At 62.8% G+C, this 17051-nt stretch carries 16 protein-coding genes and 2 tRNA genes; 10 read left to right on the forward strand and 8 right to left on the reverse strand.

All coding sequences use genetic code 11. From position 1 onward, the window contains the following. Positions 1-211 precede the first annotated feature (211 nt). Positions 212-3316, reverse strand: coding sequence for a diguanylate cyclase domain-containing protein (locus ACP7BV_RS05980; RefSeq protein ID WP_426102516.1), 3105 nt, complete (start codon positions 3314-3316; stop codon positions 212-214). 268 nt (positions 3317-3584) lie between these two features. Between ACP7BV_RS05980 and ACP7BV_RS05985 the strand changes: the two genes are divergently transcribed. From ACP7BV_RS05985 to ACP7BV_RS05995, 3 genes are all read left to right on the forward strand, one after another. Continuing rightward, complete coding sequence (locus ACP7BV_RS05985; RefSeq protein ID WP_426102518.1) at positions 3585-4187, forward strand: MarC family protein; 603 nt, start codon at positions 3585-3587, stop codon at positions 4185-4187. A gap of 164 nt (positions 4188-4351) precedes the next feature. Beyond that, entirely contained in the window at positions 4352-5500 is a 1149-nt protein-coding gene (locus tag ACP7BV_RS05990; RefSeq protein ID WP_426102520.1) for an HAF repeat-containing protein, read from the forward strand. Between the two features lie 105 nt (positions 5501-5605). Further along, positions 5606-6583 (forward strand): CsgG/HfaB family protein, encoded by a 978-nt coding sequence (locus tag ACP7BV_RS05995; protein ID WP_426102522.1) that lies wholly within the window; start codon positions 5606-5608, stop codon positions 6581-6583. 52 nt (positions 6584-6635) lie between these two features. Here the strand turns inward: ACP7BV_RS05995 and ACP7BV_RS06000 are convergent, their stop codons facing one another. The 3 genes from ACP7BV_RS06000 to ACP7BV_RS06010 all read right to left on the reverse strand — a co-directional run bounded on the left by ACP7BV_RS06000 (position 6636) and on the right by ACP7BV_RS06010 (position 8512). Continuing rightward, positions 6636-7190, reverse strand: coding sequence for a hypothetical protein (locus ACP7BV_RS06000; protein WP_426102524.1), 555 nt, complete (start codon positions 7188-7190; stop codon positions 6636-6638). 159 nt (positions 7191-7349) lie between these two features. Next, positions 7350-8279, reverse strand: a complete 930-nt coding sequence (locus ACP7BV_RS06005) for a hypothetical protein (protein WP_426102526.1) — start codon at positions 8277-8279, stop codon at positions 7350-7352. Next, positions 8276-8512: a hypothetical protein gene (locus tag ACP7BV_RS06010; protein WP_426102528.1), complete on the reverse strand. Its 237-nt coding sequence runs from the start codon at positions 8510-8512 to the stop codon at positions 8276-8278. Before ACP7BV_RS06010 ends, ACP7BV_RS06005 begins: the two co-directional genes overlap by 4 nt. A gap of 178 nt (positions 8513-8690) precedes the next feature. Between ACP7BV_RS06010 and ACP7BV_RS06015 the strand changes: the two genes are divergently transcribed. Continuing rightward, on the forward strand, positions 8691-9353 hold the full coding sequence (locus ACP7BV_RS06015) for a glutathione S-transferase family protein (RefSeq protein WP_426102530.1): 663 nt from the start codon (positions 8691-8693) through the stop codon (positions 9351-9353). 219 nt (positions 9354-9572) lie between these two features. On the opposite strand, the gene ACP7BV_RS06020 is transcribed toward ACP7BV_RS06015, so the two are convergent. Together ACP7BV_RS06020 and uvrB are read right to left on the reverse strand one after the other, a co-directional pair. Beyond that, on the reverse strand, positions 9573-9953 hold the full coding sequence (locus ACP7BV_RS06020) for a VOC family protein (RefSeq protein WP_426102532.1): 381 nt from the start codon (positions 9951-9953) through the stop codon (positions 9573-9575). Beyond that, entirely contained in the window at positions 9950-12037 is a 2088-nt protein-coding gene (gene uvrB / locus ACP7BV_RS06025) for an excinuclease ABC subunit UvrB (protein WP_426102534.1), read from the reverse strand. The genes ACP7BV_RS06020 and uvrB overlap by 4 nt, the downstream gene beginning before the upstream one ends. Positions 12038-12136: 99 nt before the next feature. Here uvrB and ACP7BV_RS06030 point away from each other — a divergent pair, with 99 nt between their 5' ends. The 5 genes from ACP7BV_RS06030 to ACP7BV_RS06050 all read left to right on the forward strand — a co-directional run bounded on the left by ACP7BV_RS06030 (position 12137) and on the right by ACP7BV_RS06050 (position 14879). Continuing rightward, positions 12137-13351: an amino acid aminotransferase gene (locus ACP7BV_RS06030; protein WP_426102536.1), complete on the forward strand. Its 1215-nt coding sequence runs from the start codon at positions 12137-12139 to the stop codon at positions 13349-13351. A 122-nt stretch (positions 13352-13473) separates the two neighbouring features. Next, positions 13474-13549: transfer RNA gene (locus ACP7BV_RS06035), tRNA-Asn, on the forward strand. 195 nt (positions 13550-13744) lie between these two features. Continuing rightward, complete coding sequence (locus ACP7BV_RS06040) at positions 13745-14419, forward strand: hypothetical protein (protein WP_426102538.1); 675 nt, start codon at positions 13745-13747, stop codon at positions 14417-14419. Positions 14420-14453: 34 nt separating this feature from the next. Next, positions 14454-14529, forward strand: a tRNA-Asn gene (locus tag ACP7BV_RS06045). A 65-nt stretch (positions 14530-14594) separates the two neighbouring features. Further along, on the forward strand, positions 14595-14879 hold the full coding sequence (locus ACP7BV_RS06050) for a hypothetical protein (protein WP_426102540.1): 285 nt from the start codon (positions 14595-14597) through the stop codon (positions 14877-14879). Here the strand turns inward: ACP7BV_RS06050 and ACP7BV_RS06055 are convergent. After that, the gene (locus ACP7BV_RS06055; RefSeq protein ID WP_426102542.1) at positions 14828-15508 is read right to left on the reverse strand and encodes a hypothetical protein; all 681 of its coding nucleotides are present in this window, start codon (positions 15506-15508) and stop codon (positions 14828-14830) included. The two genes, ACP7BV_RS06050 and ACP7BV_RS06055, sit on opposite strands and share 52 nt — an antisense overlap. Positions 15509-15786: 278 nt before the next feature. Here ACP7BV_RS06055 and ACP7BV_RS06060 point away from each other — a divergent pair, with 278 nt between their 5' ends. After that, entirely contained in the window at positions 15787-16629 is an 843-nt protein-coding gene (locus ACP7BV_RS06060) for an endonuclease/exonuclease/phosphatase family protein (RefSeq protein ID WP_426102544.1), read from the forward strand. Between the two features lie 60 nt (positions 16630-16689). Here ACP7BV_RS06060 and ACP7BV_RS06065 read toward each other — a convergent pair whose 3' ends face one another. Beyond that, positions 16690-16917, reverse strand: coding sequence for a hypothetical protein (locus ACP7BV_RS06065; RefSeq protein ID WP_426102546.1), 228 nt, complete (start codon positions 16915-16917; stop codon positions 16690-16692). Positions 16918-17051: the final 134 nt, after the last annotated feature.

Genomic DNA, 17051 nt, shown 5'->3' on the forward strand with positions numbered 1-17051 from the left:
CCGTTTTTTTGCAGTCACGTCCTCCTCGCGGACGAAGCTGTTGCAAAGGGTCGGTTGTCGCGTATGTCGCATTCCGAGAAGCGCCGCCGAGACGCATGGCGGAATGCGGGCCTTGCCCTTTTCCGCCCTACGAGGCGTTCACAGGACCATGTGACTTCGCTCTACCGTTGCCCCTTTTTGCGACAGCGTCGCTCTCGCGAAACCAGCCTGGCTACGAACCCGGCGCCCGGTACCAGCTCCACCCATTGCGTCCCCGATGCTTCGTTTCGTACAGCGCCACATCGGCCGCCTTGTACAGGGCGTCGAGGTCGCCCCCCACTTCGCCCGACGCCGCCGCGCCCACGCTGGCGCTGATCTGCATGCGCTGCTCGCCGAACATGATAGCTTCGGCCATGCTGGCCACGATCCGGTCGCAAATGACCGCCGCCGTGGCCGCGTCGCCCGTCTGCGGCAGTAGTACCGCGAATTCGTCGCCGCCCAGGCGCGCCAGCCGGTCGGACTCGCGCACCGCCAACTGCAGGCGCCTGGCCGCTTCCATCAGCAGCGCGTCGCCCGCGTCGTGGCCCAGCGTGTCGTTGATTTGCTTGAAGTGATCGAGGTCGATCAGCAGCAGCGTAAAACTGTGCTGCTCGCGCAGCGCGCGCGCGCCCATGTGGCGCAATTCGTCGTTGAAGCAGCGCCGGTTGGGCAGGCCGGTGAGCGGATCGGCGTAGGCAAAAATTTCCAACTGGCGCTGGCTGGCCTGCAGTTCGGCGGTGCGCTCGCCGATCTGTTTTTCCAGCTCGCGCTGGCGGCGCCGCAGCAGGGCAGTGCGCCCCTGCACCAGCGCCGCCAGCAATGCGGCCAGCAGCGCCGCGACAAGCAGCGCGAACAGCATGCGCACCGCGATGGTCTGGTGCCAGGCGGGCAGCGCGCGCACCGGCACTTCCAGCATGGGCGAAAAGGCGCCGTCGCGGTTCGACCCTTTCAGCTGCAGCGTGTAGTCGCCCGGCGGCAGGTTGTTATAGCTGATCCGGCGCGCGCCGGCGTCGGCGCTGATCCAGTTCGCGTCGAAACCGAGCAGCCGGTAGGCGTAGCGATTCTTTTCGGGCGCTGAATAATCGAGCGCCGCAAAGGCCAGCGCGAAGCCCCGTTCGCGCGCCTGCGGCGTGATCTCGATCACTCCCGCAGTGTGCCCGACTGCGCCCGGCGTCCCGTTGAAGCGTCCCTCCGGCAGCGGCCTGTCGTTCACCGAGACCTCCGTCACCACCAGCGGGGCCTGGTAAGTCCACGGCGCCACGCGCTCGGGCCGCACCACCGTCATCCCTGTGAGTCCGCCGAACAGCAGTTCGCCCTGGTCGGTCATGCTGCGCGAATTGGTCCAGTACGACAGGATGTGCACGCCCTGCGCGGCGCCGAAGGCAGCCACGGCGAAGGTGGCCGGGTCGATCCGGGCCAGGCCGTCATCGGTGCTGGCCCAGATCATGCCTGCGCGGTCTTCGAGCAGCGCATTGACGCCCATATAGGGCAATCCCTGGGCGCTGCCCAGGCGCCGGAACACGCGCCTGCCGTCAACGCCGGTTTTCTCGAGCACGGCCACGCCGCCGCCGAAAATGGCCACCCACAGGCGCTGCTGGCGGTCCAGCAGCAGCGACGACACATAGCCGGGCGGCAGGGTGTCGGCGCGCGTGGCGCTGGTGGGCAGCCGTTCGAGCTTGCCGCTGGCGCCGTCGATCCGCGCCAGGCCGGCTCTGGTGCCGATCCACAGCGCGCCGTCGGCCAGCGGCAGCAGCGCCGTGACGCGCGTGTCGCCCAGGCTGTTGGTGTCGTGGCGCAGCGCCTTGCCCGGCACGCCGCCTTCCATCGCAAATTGCCATAGCCCGTCCAAACCGCCTATCCACATCGCACCGTTGTGAAAGGCGAGCGTCCAGACCGCGCCGTCGGCGCTGCGCGGCGCTAATTTGACGCGCACCGGCTTGTCGCCATTGGCGTCGGTGCGGTAGAGGCCTTGCTGGGTGCCCAGGTAGACTTCGCCGAACGGCCCGTTGGCCATGGCCAGCACGCGCCCGCTGGGCAAGCCCGAACCGGAAGGCACCGGGCCGGGCGCCAGGTAGCCGGTGCCCCCGCTGAGCGGATCGACCATGTGCACGCCCCCGCCCGACACGCCGAGCCACATGCGCCCGTCGGCCCGCATCAGCATGCTGGGGATGCTAAGCGCGCCGTCCAGCGGCGCGCCGGACTGGCGCAGCGTGACCATGGCTTTCGGATGCGGGTCGAACTGGCTCAGCGCGCTGGTGGTTGCGGCGAAGATGATGCCGCTGCGTTCGCGAAACAGCGCGTCCACTTCGTTGTCAGTGAGGCTGTCGGGCACGTCCGGCTGGTGGCGGATGCGGCGCGTGGCCCCGCTCTCCGGGTCGATCGCCATGATGCCCATGCCTTCGGTGCCGAGCCAGACCTGGTCGGGCGCCACCTCGACGATCGACAGCACGCGCTCGTGCTCGATGCTGGGCGTGGGGCCGCCTTCCCGGACCGGCTGTGCGACGCTGGCGCCTTCGGCGATGGTGAACGCGCCGGTGCTGCGGGTGCCGGCCCAGACCCGTCCGGCGCTGTCCTGGTACAGGGTGCTGATTGCCGCCGCCGCTCCCGTATCGGTGGCGCTCGGCAGCGCCACGGGCAGTAAGGCACTGTCCCCGGCGTTGCGACGCAACAGCCCGTGGCGTGTACCGATCCACAGATTGCCGCGCCGGTCGCGCAGCAGCGCCTCGATGCCGCCTTGCGGCAGGTCGGCGCCGGCAATGGTGGGCGCGCCGCTGCCGGCGCGTTGCAGCACGCCGTCGGCGCCCATGTGGTCCAGCCCGGCGCCAGTGCCGATCCACACGCCGCCGGCGCCGTCGCCCGCCAGCGCCGAGACGCGCGTGTCGCTCACGCCCTTGGGTCCGGCCGGGTAGCGTACAAAATTGTCGTGCTCGGCGTCGTAGCGGGCCAGGCCGCCGGCGCTGGTGCCGATCCAGAGGCGTCCGCGCGGGTCGATATGCAGGCTGAGAATGTAGCCGTCGGGCAGGGCGTGCGAGCGCTGGTTGTCGGCGCTGTAGCGCCGCATCGTGTAGCCATCCCAGCGCATCAGGCCAGCCTGGGTGCCCAGCCAAAGGAAACCGTTCAGATCCTGGACGATGACGTTGCTGCTGGCCCCGCCGGGTGCGGCGATGTGCCTGAAAGCGCTGTGAGTGAGCGTGGACCAGCGCTCCGGCTGGGAGTCCGCGGCGCGCACGGGCGCCGGGCCGGCGGACCATAGCGAGCACAGCATCAAGATGATTGCGAAGCGCGGTGCTGCCTGCATGTTGAGTAACTTAAATTGAGTAACAAAAAGGAGTTAACCGGTAATTATCGGTAACTATCGGTCACTACCGATAATCATACACAGCGGCGCGCCAGCGTAGTGCAATGCCCTTCTGCAACTGTGCGCAGCGTTGTATTGTTGGTAGCCCAGGCTCCGCGAATAGGTGTAAAAGTTTCCTCGTGATAATATGGTCGCCCTTTTTACCCGAGTGTGATCGTGCATCAGGTAGACAAACCTACCGTAGGCAAATCCCGCCCGCCACTTTCACATGACCCAAACCTTCATCCAGACCTTCATCCTGCTCATCCTGGTCACCGACCCGTTCGGCAACGTGCCCCTGTTTGTCAGCGCCCTGGCGCAGGTGCCCAAGGAAAGGCGTTGGAAGGTGGTGGTGCGCGAATGCCTGATCGCGTTCGTGGTGCTGTTGCTGTTTATGTTCTTTGGGCGCCACTTGCTCGCCGCCATGCAACTGTCGGAAATTTCGCTGCGCATCGGCGGCAGCGTGATCCTGTTTTTGATCGCGCTGCGCATGGTGTTTCCGCAGCCGGGCGGCCCGTTCGGCGTGAGCGAGGAGGGCGGCGCCGAGCCGTTCATCGTGCCGCTGGCCATTCCTGCGATCGCCGGACCCTCGGCGCTGGCCACCGTGCTGCTGTTCTCGTCGGAAACGGCTGCCGACATCGTGCTGCACGTGGGCGCCTTGACCGCCGTCGCGCTGGTCTGGCTGGCCGTGTTCCTGAGCGCCGAGCGCTTGCAGCAAAAACTTGGCCCGCAGGTCATGACGGCCTTCGAACGCTTGATGGGGCTCATTCTCAGTGCCATGGCGGTCGAGATGTTTTTGGCGGGCATACGCGCCTTCGTCAAATCGCTGTAACTGCCGGAGTCCGCCTCTATCCATCTCTTGGTAGGCATATTTGCTATATGATAGCAAAATTGTGTATTTTAAATCGCAGTCTTACCGTATAGTTCCTGGAGATCGCTTTGTCAACGTTTTCGCGCTGGCCGAGGCGGCATTCCATACAAAAACGGAGACAAACCATGCATTTTGCACTGCCTCACGCCCTCATTTTCCTATCCGTGTCTTGCTGCCACGCAGTTGCAGCCGATGGCGCCACGGTAACGCCCGTGGCCCCTGCTACCGCCACGGCCACCCGTTCGCTCGGCATTACCACCCGCGCTGGCGAGTCAACCATCGCCTTCGATGTGAACGCGCGCGGCCAGGTCGCCGCCGTGCTGCAGGATGAAGCCGGGCGCCAGCGCGGCGTGCTGTTTGAAAAAGGCGTGTTGACCGAGCTGGCCGCGCGCGCCGGCCAGTACAGCGATGCCAAGGGCATCAACCAGCGCGGCGAAATCGTTGGTTCTGCCAGCCAGAGCGATGGCACCTGGCGCGCCTTTTTGTTCGACCGCGTGAACGGGCGGCGCGACTTGCCCACGCTGGGCGGGCCGAGCAGCTATGGCATGGCGATCAACGACGCCGGCGAGGCCGTCGGTTTTGCCGATACCGAGGCAGGCGAGTGGCACGCCTTTGCCTACGCAGGCGGGGACGCGCTGACCGACCTGGGCACGCTGGGCGGCAAGGTCAGCTACGCGAGCGGCATGAACAATCACGGGCAGGTGGTTGGCACCGCCGCCACTGCCGACGACTACCGCCACGCCTTTGTCTACAGCCCCGTGGCGGGCATGCGCGACCTGGGCACGCTGGGCGGCCGCCTGAGCTCGGCCACGGCGATCAACGACGCCGGCATGGTCGTCGGCGCCTCGGAAATGCCGAACCGCCAGTGGCATGCCTTCGTCCATGACGGCAAGCGCATGATCGACCTTGGTGCGATGATTGGCTACGGCAACAGCTACGCGAGCGACATCAACAGCAGCGGACACGTGGTAGGCACGGTGCTGACCGGCGACGAACGCCGTACCTTCGTATGGCGCGACGGAAAAATGACGGTGCACCGGGGCGGCAAGGGCTTGCACCTGACCAATGCCATCAACGATAGTGAACTGGTCATCGGCGCCACCTACGACCTGCACATGGATGCGGCCAGCATGCCCTCGAACGCCGTTCCCAGCATCGCCAAAAACCCGTACCGGCTGTTTTCCTACATTGCCATTGTGCTGCTGTTGGCGGCATCGGCCGTGGCCTACCGGCAGCTCGCGCGTCACAATGCAGACGAGCCGCGCAGCGCTTGATGCCTGTGGCTTTTTTGCCTCCTTGGCGATAATAGCAAGATATATACAGCCAGCATGAAAATTGTTGCTAAAATTATAGGTTTACAACTTTCTTCCTGGTCCAACATGAAATCTTTCGCCCTAGCTTTTGCGGTCGCCGCCGCCGCCCTTCCGGTCCACGCTCAGGAAACGAGCAGCAATGTTGAGCGCTGCGAACGGCCGCTGGGCACGATCGCGGTGAGCGAAAATCAGGGCGCCAGCCAGCACCAGTTGCAAAGTTACGGTCTCGGTTCGCCGATTTCGCTGCTGCGCATCATGATCCAGCAATCGCATTGCTTCACCGTCGTCGAGCGCGGCGTGGCCATGCAAAACTTGCAGGAAGAGCGCGCCCTGGCCGCCGGCGGGCAAGTGCTGGCTGGCTCGAACGTAGGGCAGGGCCAGTTGCAGGCGGCTGACTTCGTGATGACGCCGGGCGTGCAATTTACCGCCGGCGACACCGGCGGCATGGGGGCGGCGTTGAGCAGCTATGGCGGGCGTTTCCTCGGCGGCCTGGGCGGCATCGTGGGCGGTATCGCCGGCAACATCAAGTTTAAGGAAGCGCAGACTTCGCTGCTGATCGCCGACGTGCGCTCCGGCATTCAGGTGGCGGCGGCCGAAGGCATGGCCAAGAAGACGGACTTTGGCGTGTCGGGCTGGAACTGGGGCGGCGGTGGCTACACCAGCCTGGGCGGCTACACCAATACGCCGGAAGGCAAGATGGTCGCCGCCAGCTTGCTCGACAATTACAACCGCATCGTCAACACCATCCGCAACCAGCCGAGCCTGGTAAAGTCCAGCAGCGCGGCCAGCCGCGTAAATGCGGCCGCATCGACCCGCGAAGGCACGCCGGTGGCGGGCGGCGCCAGCGTGTATGCGCGCCTGGCATCGGTCAAGGTGTACAGCGAACCACGTTCGAGCAGCAAATTGATGGGCTCGCTCAAGCGTTCGGAAGAAGCCATTGCCACCGGCGAAGAGCGCGACGGCTTCGTCAAGATCGATGGCGAAAACGTGTCCGGCGGCTGGGTGCAGCGCACGCTCGTGACGACCTCGCCGGCGCCGCAATAAGCCACATGCCGGTGGCCGGCCAGCGGGGCGCCGCCACTGGCCGTGTGCGGTGTTATTGCGCAGTGCTGGCGCGCGCGGCGAACGCGCCGGCAGGCAAGCGCTGCTTGAGGATCGCCAGCACTTCCTGCGCTTCGGCCGGCGTGAGCGAGGGGGCGATGCAGACCGCGCGCGTGCCGCAGTCAAAGGCGATGGGGCCGGCACGCTCGCCCCAGAAGGGCGGGAGCCGGTCGCGCCGCCAGCTGAACCACCTGACTGAAAAATCGATCGTACGCAGAGAACTGATGCGGTCCGTGGCATAGTTGCGGCTGTAGCCAGAGCCAAACAATTCAATCCGGTAGGTGAGGGCGGCCCCGTCATCGATGATCACTTCCTGGCCGAACAGCTGCCACAGCAAGAGCAACAGGCCATAGGCAAGCATCAGGCACAGCACGACCTTGCCCCCGGTGGCGGCGTGTTTTTCATGTCCGCCCAGCACTGCACCGGCGACCAGCATAAGCCAGCCGCAAGTAGCGACGATGGCGAGCCAGTTGCGTTTGACGGGGATCGCGATGCGCAGCGCATCGACGCTGCGCGCGATGGAGTAGCGTGGGCGAGTCTTGGACTGCATGCTAGTGTCCCGAGTTGGAAGTTCGTGTATAAATATCCCGAGAATCCCCGCGATACTGCGTCAAAAATGCTCGCAAGGCCTCGGCCTTGCTCCGCTTTTGTTCCTTGTCTCTCGGCGATTTCCGAATATTTATAAACAACGAACTTCCAACTCAGGACACTAGCGTCCCGCTGGCTTGTCCAGCCCGAACAGCATGCTTGACCCCTGCGGGACGACATTGGCGGGCAGATGGCCATCCCATTTGCGCACCGATTCCAGCTGCGCTTGCGCCTGCAACTGGCGGATGTCGAGGTCGATTTTCGCGATTGACGCATCCTTCGCTTTGACAAATTCTTCGGCCGCAAGGCGCAACTGGTAAGCCTCGCGCACTTTCTGCTCGGCCTTTTGCACCGCCATGCTCGCTTCAAAGGTTTCGTTGATGGATTTCTGGATTGCCGGGTCGGCGTAGGTCATGCCTTCCGAGTAGCCCAGGTTGTCGATGGAAATGCCTTTGATGGTGAAGGTGTCCCGCGTTTCTTGCAGCACTTTGGCGAAAATGGCGGCCTTGTCTTTTCTTGCCGCATCCAGTTCGCGCGAACCGAATTCGCGCGACAGGGCCGCCTGCACGAAGCCGCGGATGTTGGTGTCGGCAATGCTCGACAGCGGCGTGCCGGCGTAGTGGTAAAGAAATTTCGCCGCCAACTGTTCCGGCACCGAGGCTGTCATCACCACGCCGACGGTAAAATCGATGCTCTCGCGCGATTCGACCGAAATGGCCTGGTTCGACATGCTGGTGCCGGTCTTGTTCGAGCGGGTCCATTCGCGCGTGACGGGCGTGCGGTCGACGGTGATCAGCTTGGCGGCGAGCACGCGCTGGCGAAAGCCGCCGCCCGGTACGCCCACGTAGGCAATGACCACGCGCTTGGACGCGACCTTGTTTTCGGCCAGATAGTCTTCCGACATGAAGGCTTTCTGGGTCTTGCTGTTGCCGTCCATTTGGATCAGGAAGGCCGTTTCGTTGGGTTTGATTTCAACCACTTCGGGAGGGGTGCAGCCTGCAAGCAGCAGGGCGGCAATCGGCGCTAAACGGGTCAGGGTGAGTGATTTCATTTTTTTGAGCGCAGCATCAGGTGAAGGGCCAGCGCGAACAGGCAGGTGATGACGAGCGGCGCCAGGGACGACAGGTACAGCAGGAACATCGACAGGTGGTAGGCGGAGTCGGATGCATCGAGTTGCGCCACGGTGGCCGCACCCATGGCGGGCGCGATAAATACGCGCGCGGCGGCAAGCGAGACGGCGCCTGCGGCCAGTACTGCACTGACGACAAAAATTTTTCTGATCATGGCTCGCTTCCTTGTTTGCAGGGAAGTCTAGCTTAGCGAAGGGCCGTTAAAAATGTCGTAAAGACTAGGGGCTTAGCTGTAAAGGAAATGTAAAGAAGACGCGTAAGTAGGTGCAGTGCTTGCGCTGGCCGGCCATTGATGCAAGCATGACGTTTGTTGCCATCGCAGGAGGAAACCGGTGTCGCCCACGCTGTATTACCACCCGCTGGCATCGTACTGCCACAAAGTGCTGGTCGCGCTGTACGAGCTCGGGACGGCGTTCGAACCGCGCTTGATCGACCTAGGCAATGATGCCGACCGGGCCGCGCTGAGGGCGCTCTGGCCCATGATGAAGTTTCCGGTATTGAACGAACATGCGCGCGGACGCACCGTGGCCGAGAGCTCGGTCATTATCGAATACCTGGACCATCACCACGCGGCGCCGCACATCTTGATCCCGCGGCAGTGGGAAGCGGCGCTCGACGTGTGTCTGTGGGATCGGGTGTTCGACCATCATGTGCAGGGGCCGATGCAGGAGATCGTGCTCGACCGTTTGCGTGCAGCGGGCGGCGACTTACCAGCGCAGCGCGCGGCGCTGGGCAGCGCATACCACATGATCGACGAGCGCATGGCGGGGCGCACCTGGGTGGGCGCGGACGCGTTTTCGATGGCCGATTGCGCGGCGGCGCCGGCGCTGTTCTACGCCGGCACGGTGCAGCCGTTCCCCGATGCATGCGTGCAATTGCGGGCATACTTCGACAGGCTGATGGCGCGCCCGTCAGTGGCGCGCGTCTTGGAGCAAGCCAAGCCATACTTCGGTATGTATCCGTTTGCCGAAGCAATTCCCGGGGCATTTCGCTAATCAGTTCGCGAACACGTAGGGGGAAGCGCAGCGCATTGCGCCATGGCTAGTGTCTCCATGACGCTCGCCTTGGCGGAATGCGCTAGCGCTTTTCCGCCCTACCGGACGCCGTGCTTCTGGACAAGGATTTTAGCCAGCTGCGCGAACAAGTAGGGCGGAAAAGCGCAGCGCATTCCGCCATGGCTAATGTCTCGGTGACGCTGCCCTTGGCGCAATGCGCTAGCGCTTTTCCGCCCCACCAGGCGCCGCGCTTTGGTGAGCCAGGATGTTGACCAGCTGGCCAAACGGATCGCGCACGTAAAATCGCCGCACGCCCCAGGGTTCGTCGACCGGGCCGTACTCTGCCATGAAGCCGGCAGCACCCATGCGTGCGCATGCTTCATCGACGTCATCGACTTCGATCGACAGCGCCGGTGCGGCCGTGCCCGCCCCGCCTTCCGACGCAAAGCTCAGCTGCAAGCGCATGGACTGCTCGGACCCGTAGGTCCTGATCCAGCCCTGATCCATCAACAGCTCGAGGCCGAGCACGTCCTGGTAAAAGACCTGCGCCCGCGCCGGGTCGCCGGTGCCGACGTTGGCAACGATGCGCTTGACTTTCATTTGCCCAGAATCGAGACGACGTTGTCGGTGCCCGGCGCGCCAAAGGCTTGCGTCTTGAGCACGTGCAGCTGGTCGCGCACCTGCGCCGCCTTTTCGAATTCCAGGTTGCGCGCATGGTCGAGCATCAGCTTTTCGAGCCGCTTGATCTCTTTGCCGATCTGCTTTTCGCTCATCGACTCGATCTTCGCGGTTTCCTTTTCGGTCTCCATATGCTCGCGCGCCTGCTGCGGGCTGTAGACGCCGTCGATGAGCTCCTTGATCTGCTTCTTGATGCCCACTGCCGTGATGCCGTGCAAGATGTTGTGCGCCTGCTGCTTGGCGCGCCGCCGCTCGGTTTCGTCGATCGCCTGGCGCATCGAATCGGTGACCCGGTCCGCATACAAAATCGCCACGCCATTGATGTTGCGCGCCGCGCGCCCGATGGTCTGGATCAGGCTGCGCTCGGAACGCAGGAAACCTTCCTTGTCGGCGTCCAGGATGGCCACCAGCGACACTTCCGGCAAATCCAGGCCCTCGCGCAGCAGGTTGATCCCGACCAGCACGTCAAAGGTGCCAAGACGTAGGTCGCGCAAGATCTCGACCCGTTCCACCGTCTCGATGTCGCTGTGCAGGTAGCGCACCTTGATGCCATGGTCGCCCAGGTAGTCGGTGAGCTGCTCGGCCATGCGCTTGGTCAGCGTGGTGACCAGCACCCGCTCGTCCTTCTTGACCCGGTCCTGGATCTCGGACATCAGGTCGTCGACCTGCGACAGGGCCGGCTTGACGATCACTTGCGGGTCGACCAGGCCGGTGGGGCGCACCACCTGCTCGACGACATTGTCGGAGTGCGTTTTTTCATACTCGGCCGGGGTGGCCGAGACGAAGATCGTCTGGCGCAGCTTGCCCTCGAATTCTTCGAACTTGAGCGGGCGGTTGTCCAGCGCCGACGGCAGCCGGAAACCATAGTCGACCAGGTTGGTCTTGCGCGAGCGGTCGCCGTTGTACATGGCGTTGAGCTGCCCGACCAATACGTGCGACTCGTCGAGGAACATCAGCGCGTCCTTGGGCAGGTAGTCGACCAGCGTTGGCGGCGGCTCGCCCGGCATGGCGCCCGACAGGTGGCGCGAATAGTTCTCGATACCTTTGGTGAAGCCGATTTCGGCCATCATCTCCAGATCAAAACGGGTGCGCTGCTCGATGCGCTGCTCTTCAATGAGCTTGTTCTCCTTGCGGAAAAACTCGAGCCGGTCGGCCAGTTCCAGCTTGATCGATTCGATCGCGCGCAGCACCGTGGAGCGCGGCGTGACGTAGTGCGAACCGGGGTAGACGGTAAAGCGGGGAATTTTCTGGCGCACGCGCCCGGTGAGCGGATCGAACAGCTGGAGCGACTCAATCTGGTCGTCGAACATCTCGAGGCGGATCGCCAGTTCGGCATGCTCGGCCGGGAAAATGTCGATGGTGTCGCCGCGCACGCGGAAGGTGCCGCGCCCGAAGTCCACTTCGTTGCGCGTGTACTGCATCTGGATCAGGCGCGCGATGACGTCGCGCTGCGCGACCTTGTCCTTGGCGCGCAGCGTCAGGATCATTTGGTGGTATTCGCTCGGGTTGCCGATGCCATAAATGGCCGACACGGTAGCCACGATGATGACGTCGCGCCGCTCCATCAGGCTCTTGGTGCACGACAGGCGCATCTGCTCGATATGCTCGTTGATCGACGAGTCCTTTTCAATGAACAGGTCGCGCTGCGGGACGTAGGCTTCGGGCTGGTAGTAGTCGTAGTAGCTGACGAAATACTCGACCGCATTTTGCGGGAAGAATTCGCGAAACTCCGAGTACAGCTGCGCGGCCAGCGTCTTGTTGGGCGCAAACACGATGGCCGGACGGCCCGCCTGGGCGATCACGTTGGCCATGGTGTAGGTCTTGCCGGAACCGGTCACGCCGAGCAGTGTCTGGAACGACAGGCCGTCGTTGATGCCTTCGATCAGGCCGGCGATGGCGGTGGGCTGGTCGCCCGCCGGCGCGAACGGCTGGTGCAGCTTGAAGGGGGAGCCGGGGAACGTGATGACGTTCGGCGCGCTCTCGGTTGCAATTGATAGTTCTGCCATGGGTACTGACCTTTGTTAGAATGGTGGTCCCGCAAACGGACCCAATGTTCATATGGGTCCGCTGTCTATACAACCACAGCCGACAACCCTTTTATCCAGATGACTTCCACAGCTTCCGCCAGTATGTTCAGCGCGATCGACATGGCCCCGCGCGACCCGATCCTGGGCATCACCGAGGCGTTCAACGCCGACACCAATCCAGCGAAAATCAACCTTGGCGTCGGGGTCTATTATGACGACAACGGCAAAGTGCCGCTGCTCGCCTGCGTGCGCAAAGCTGAAGAAATATTGATCGAACAGCAAGCACCGCGCACCTACCTGCCGATCGAAGGCCTGGCTGCCTACGACAAGGCGGTGCAAGAGCTGGTATTTGGTGCCGGCAGCCCGATTATTCAAGACGGGCGCGCCGTCACCGTGCAAGCCATCGGCGGCACGGGTGCACTGAAAATCGGCGCCGACTTCCTGCAGCGCTTTGCGCCCGGTTCGTGCGTCTACATCAGCGACCCGAGCTGGGAAAACCATCGCGCGCTGTTCGAAAGCGCCGGCTTCACCGTCCAAACTTACCGCTACTACGACGCGGCCACCCGCGGCGTCGACTTTGCCGGCATGCTGGCCGACCTGCAGGCCACGCCGCGCGGCGCCATCGTGCTGCTGCACGCATGCTGCCACAATCCGACCGGCGCCGATCTCACCGCGGCCCAGTGGGATCAAGTCGTCGCCGCCGTGGCAGACGCCGGCCTGGTGCCGTTCCTCGACATGGCGTACCAGGGCTTTGGCGCTGGCATCGCAGCCGACGGCGCGGTCGTGGCCAAGTTTGCCGCAGCCGGCGGGCCGCTGCTGGTCTCCAATTCCTTTTCCAAATCCTTTTCGCTGTACGGCGAGCGCGTGGGTGCGCTCAGCGTGGTGGGCGCGAGCGCCGAGGAGGCCGCGCGCCTGCTCTCGCAGCTCAAGCGCGTGGTGCGCACCAACTACTCGAACCCGCCGGTCCATGGCGGCAAGGTGGTCGCCACCGTGCTCACTTCGCCGGAATTGCGCGCCCTGTGGGAAGACGAGCTGGCCGGCATGCGCGTGCGGATCAAGGAGATGCGCACGGCCTTCGTTGAAAAACTCAGGCTACAGGCTCCCGAACACGACTTTGCATTCGTGCGCGAGCAGGTCGGCATGTTTTCGTATTCCGGGCTGACCCGGCAGCAGGTCGAGCGTTTGCGCACCGAGCATGCGATCTATGCGATCGACACCGGCCGCATTTGCATTGCCGCGCTCAATTCGAAAAATATTGATCGCGTCATTGACGCGATTGCGAAAGTCCTCTAAAATCTTGCTTCTTCGGATCGCGCACTGCGCGGTTCGAAAGGCATCAGGAAGTACGGCAACACTTTGTGCGAATGTCATCATCTTGACAGTGCAATCTGGGAAGTACATAATGTTGCCTCTTTTCCCTGATAGCTCAGTTGGTAGAGCGACGGACTGTTAATCCGCAGGTCCCTGGTTCGAGTCCAGGTCGGGGAGCCAGAATTTGAAAGGCCACGTTGAAAAGCGTGGCCTTTTTTGTTATTGCGCTGCTATCGGCAGCGCCTGTATCTGTTTGTCGGCAATTTGCTACAAGTGCAATAGTTAAATTTGCTTGCAGGTAAGTAACTCCTTATCATGATGCGCATGGACAAAACACAAGCTTAGTGTCTCGCCAATTTCTCCATTTATATTCCCATGAAAACTACTTTTCTTTCGATCGCCCTGGTCATCGCCTCCATCGGCGCGGCCCAAGCCCAGAATGCCGACATGCAAAACGGTGTTCCCCTGTCGGCGCAACCGGCGCAGCAGGCACAATTGCCTCAGAGCGCACAGCCGCAGCAACAGCCTGCGCGCCTGGCAGTCAAGAAGACCCACTTCATGATCGGCATGGGTATCACCGGCGGCGGCGACGACATTGCGACGACCGAATTTACCGACGGCTCGAGCCAGACCATCCATTCGGGCGGCCTGGTCGCCTTCACGGTTGGTGTTGAACATCGCATCAATGAGCAGTTTTCGGTGCAGGGGAACGTTGGTTTTCACGTCGACAATTCGACCGCCAAGAATGGCGACATTCATTTCCGCCGTTATCCGATCGAAGTCATCGGCTATTACCACGTCTCGCCAAAATGGCGCTTCGGCACCGGTATTCGCCACGTGACCAACGTGCGCCTCAAGAGCAGCGGCGTGATTGACGGCTACGACACCGAGTTCGACAACACCACGGGCGCGCTGGGGGAAGTTGAGTACATGTTTTCCCCTAGTGCTGGCGTGAAAATACGCTACGTCCGCGAAAAGTACACGGTGAGCGGCACCAATTACAAATTCGACGGCAATCATGTCGGCCTTTTCGGCAATTACTACTTCTAATATTGCTGCCGGGCCGCTATAATGCGGCCTCTTTTCCCTGATAGCTCAGTTGGTAGAGCGACGGACTGTTAATCCGCAGGTCCCTGGTTCGAGTCCAGGTCGGGGAGCCAGAATTGTAGGGCTACATCGCGAGGTGTGGCCCTTTTTCTATTGCAGTTTTACTTATTGGACAACCATGAACGATCTCGCGAAATCTGTGCAATTCTGGGATGAATGGCAGTTGGCGGCCGTGGCCGCCGGCGTTGCCGCGCCGCTGGCGGAACTGGGCTGCGACGTCCTGCGCACCCATCGCAACAATCGCTGGAGCAAGGATTTTCTGGGCGTCGAGGAAGATGGTCCGGTGATGCTCGAAATGTGCCTGGACGACCCGGCACAGGCCGAAATGCTGTTCCTCGAAAACCTGCATCCCTACGATGTCGCCCTGCTGGCGGCCGCGCGCAGCCGCCTTAAGCTGGATTGACCGGGACCGCGAGGCGAACAAAGGCCGTCGTCCAGGATGGCTTGCTGGGGAACGGCGCGCGCTGATGCCTTGCGGCGGCCCGCCACGCAGCCCATCGCAGCCATCGCAGCCATCGCAGCCATGGTAGCGACGAGCAGCGCAAGGCTGCCCGGTTCCGGCACGGCCACTGCGGCGTTAAAGGTCAGATCGTCCATGACGAAGTATTCGGGTTTGTTGCTAAAGACCGTGACGCGGTCCACCAGGCCAGCATAGCCGCTGGAAAGGAAGGTCGGGCGGTCCGACACTTCCAGCGTGCCCGATGAGCCGACCAGGGCACCGCCGCGGAACATGTTGAAATGCACGAGCACGCGCGCGTCGCCGGCCAGGCTGGCGCCTTCGAAAGTAAATGCGGTGGCGCTGCCAAAGTCGTTCTTGTTGCTCAAGCTGAACAGGCGGGTCTGGCCCGACGCCGGGTTGTAGGGGGACTGCGCGAAGTCGTAATAATTCCAGTCGCTGAAAGTGAAGCCGCCATAGGAGCTCATCGCGCCGATACCGGTCAGGTCATCGAAATTGAGAACCGTCGCGGTCGCCATCGGCGCTGCCATAACCAGCGCTGCAACGGCCAAGATGCGCTTGAAAGCTGTTTTCATCGTATGGTCCCGGTAGTTGGTCTCGCCATGGCTTCGTGGCCGGCTGCAACAAGCAGACTGCAGGCGCTTCCCACTAACTTATCGTTCTTCGATGATTATTGTCAATTCGTAATTTGTTTTTCAACAAGAAATGACGCGAATGGTGTTGTATTTGCGATATCGTGGTCTTGCCAAGTGGACAGTGCCCGCCTGCCTGTTTTTCTATTCCGCGAACAAATGATGTGCCTCATGCCCACTGCATAGCGCTGGGCTAGCCTGTCCGTTTGGGAGGGGCAAAGATGAAACTGCTTTCATGGAATATCCAGCGTGGGCATGGCCTGCGCGACACTTGCAGCATCGCGCGCGTGGTGGCCGACCTGCGCCACATGGCCGACTTTGACGTACTCTGCCTGCAGGAAGTCTCGTCCGGCTATACCGATCTGCCGGGCGCCGACGGCGGCAACCAGTTCATGCAACTGGCGCGCCTGCTGCATGGCTACACGCCCCTTGCCGGCGTAGCCACCGATACGCAGGGGGAGGGCGACGCCAGGCTACTATTTGGAAACATGATTTTTTCGCGCTTTCCGGTCGTGCAGGTGCTGCGCCATGCGCTGCCTTGGCCGGCCGATGCCGCCGTCATGAGCATGCAGCGCGGCGCCATTGAAGCCACACTCGACACAGCGCGCGGCTTGCTGCGCGTAAGCACGGCCCATCTTGAATATTTTTCGCTTGTGCAGCGCGCGGCGCAAGTGGAGCGTTTGCGCGAACTGCACCGCGACGCCTGCTTGCACGCAGCAGCCACGCGCCCGGGCGACAGCGACAACGGGCCTTTTTGCGCGGTACCGCGCGCCATGCCGGCACTGCTTACGGGCGACTTCAATTTCTTGCCCGGTTCAGCCGAGTACCTGCGCCTGCAAGACCCGTACGAAGATGGCGTGCCGGCCATGCGCGATGCGTGGCGCGTGCGCCATCCCGCGCTGACGCACGCGCCTACCGTCTGCCTGCATGACGAGCGCACCGTACCTTTTACGAGCGACTTCATCTTCGCCAGCGCCGACCTGGCGCCGCGCGTGCGCGAGCTGCGCGTCATGCCGGGCAACTTCGGCCCCGACCACCAGCCTTTGCTGATCGAGCTGGACTGAAAAAAGGGCCGCGTTTCGCAAAACGCGACCCCCACCGACCTCGCCAGATCAACAGTTGGCTTACTTGCCGCCCTGGTTGCCCTTTGGCTCTTGCGAACCGGCCTGCTGCGCGGCCGGGTTCACGTGGTGGCCTTGTTTGCCGCCGTCAGCCTGCTGGCGCGCGCCGCCCTGGTTGCCACTGGAACTTGACTGCTGGTTCTGCTGTCCGGCTTTGTCTTTGCCTGACGAGCCCGATTTGTTGCCGCCTTGTGGCGTGTTGTGGCCACCGGCCTGGTTGTTTTTGTTCATGCTGTGCTCCTAGAAATTGTTCAGGTAGGTTTATCTTAGCCATCAGCGCGACCGTGATTCATCGGATGTTCACCCACGCGCCCGTCGGAAGATTTGCGCTCTGCGCGTAAGACTAAGCGCAGCGGCATATTCAC

It is taken from the genome of Massilia sp. TSP1-1-2 (genome assembly GCF_049896185.1).
Classification (GTDB): Bacteria; Pseudomonadota; Gammaproteobacteria; order Burkholderiales; family Burkholderiaceae_D; genus Telluria_A.

Coding starts and splice junctions, on each gene's coding strand:
- ACP7BV_RS05985 (WP_426102518.1), top strand. CDS start 3,585: ATGACCCAAACCTTCATCCAGACCTTCATCCTGCTCATCCTGGTCACC.
- ACP7BV_RS06020 (WP_426102532.1), bottom strand. CDS start 9,953: ATGAAAGTCAAGCGCATCGTTGCCAACGTCGGCACCGGCGACCCGGCG.
- ACP7BV_RS06050 (WP_426102540.1), top strand. CDS start 14,595: ATGAACGATCTCGCGAAATCTGTGCAATTCTGGGATGAATGGCAGTTG.
- ACP7BV_RS05990 (WP_426102520.1), top strand. CDS start 4,352: ATGCATTTTGCACTGCCTCACGCCCTCATTTTCCTATCCGTGTCTTGC.
- ACP7BV_RS06060 (WP_426102544.1), top strand. CDS start 15,787: ATGAAACTGCTTTCATGGAATATCCAGCGTGGGCATGGCCTGCGCGAC.
- ACP7BV_RS06000 (WP_426102524.1), bottom strand. CDS start 7,190: ATGCAGTCCAAGACTCGCCCACGCTACTCCATCGCGCGCAGCGTCGAT.
- ACP7BV_RS05995 (WP_426102522.1), top strand. CDS start 5,606: ATGAAATCTTTCGCCCTAGCTTTTGCGGTCGCCGCCGCCGCCCTTCCG.
- ACP7BV_RS06040 (WP_426102538.1), top strand. CDS start 13,745: ATGAAAACTACTTTTCTTTCGATCGCCCTGGTCATCGCCTCCATCGGC.
- ACP7BV_RS06055 (WP_426102542.1), bottom strand. CDS start 15,508: ATGAAAACAGCTTTCAAGCGCATCTTGGCCGTTGCAGCGCTGGTTATG.
- ACP7BV_RS06005 (WP_426102526.1), bottom strand. CDS start 8,279: ATGAAATCACTCACCCTGACCCGTTTAGCGCCGATTGCCGCCCTGCTG.
- uvrB (WP_426102534.1), bottom strand. CDS start 12,037: ATGGCAGAACTATCAATTGCAACCGAGAGCGCGCCGAACGTCATCACG.
- ACP7BV_RS06010 (WP_426102528.1), bottom strand. CDS start 8,512: ATGATCAGAAAAATTTTTGTCGTCAGTGCAGTACTGGCCGCAGGCGCC.
- ACP7BV_RS05980 (WP_426102516.1), bottom strand. CDS start 3,316: ATGCAGGCAGCACCGCGCTTCGCAATCATCTTGATGCTGTGCTCGCTA.
- ACP7BV_RS06030 (WP_426102536.1), top strand. CDS start 12,137: ATGACTTCCACAGCTTCCGCCAGTATGTTCAGCGCGATCGACATGGCC.
- ACP7BV_RS06065 (WP_426102546.1), bottom strand. CDS start 16,917: ATGAACAAAAACAACCAGGCCGGTGGCCACAACACGCCACAAGGCGGC.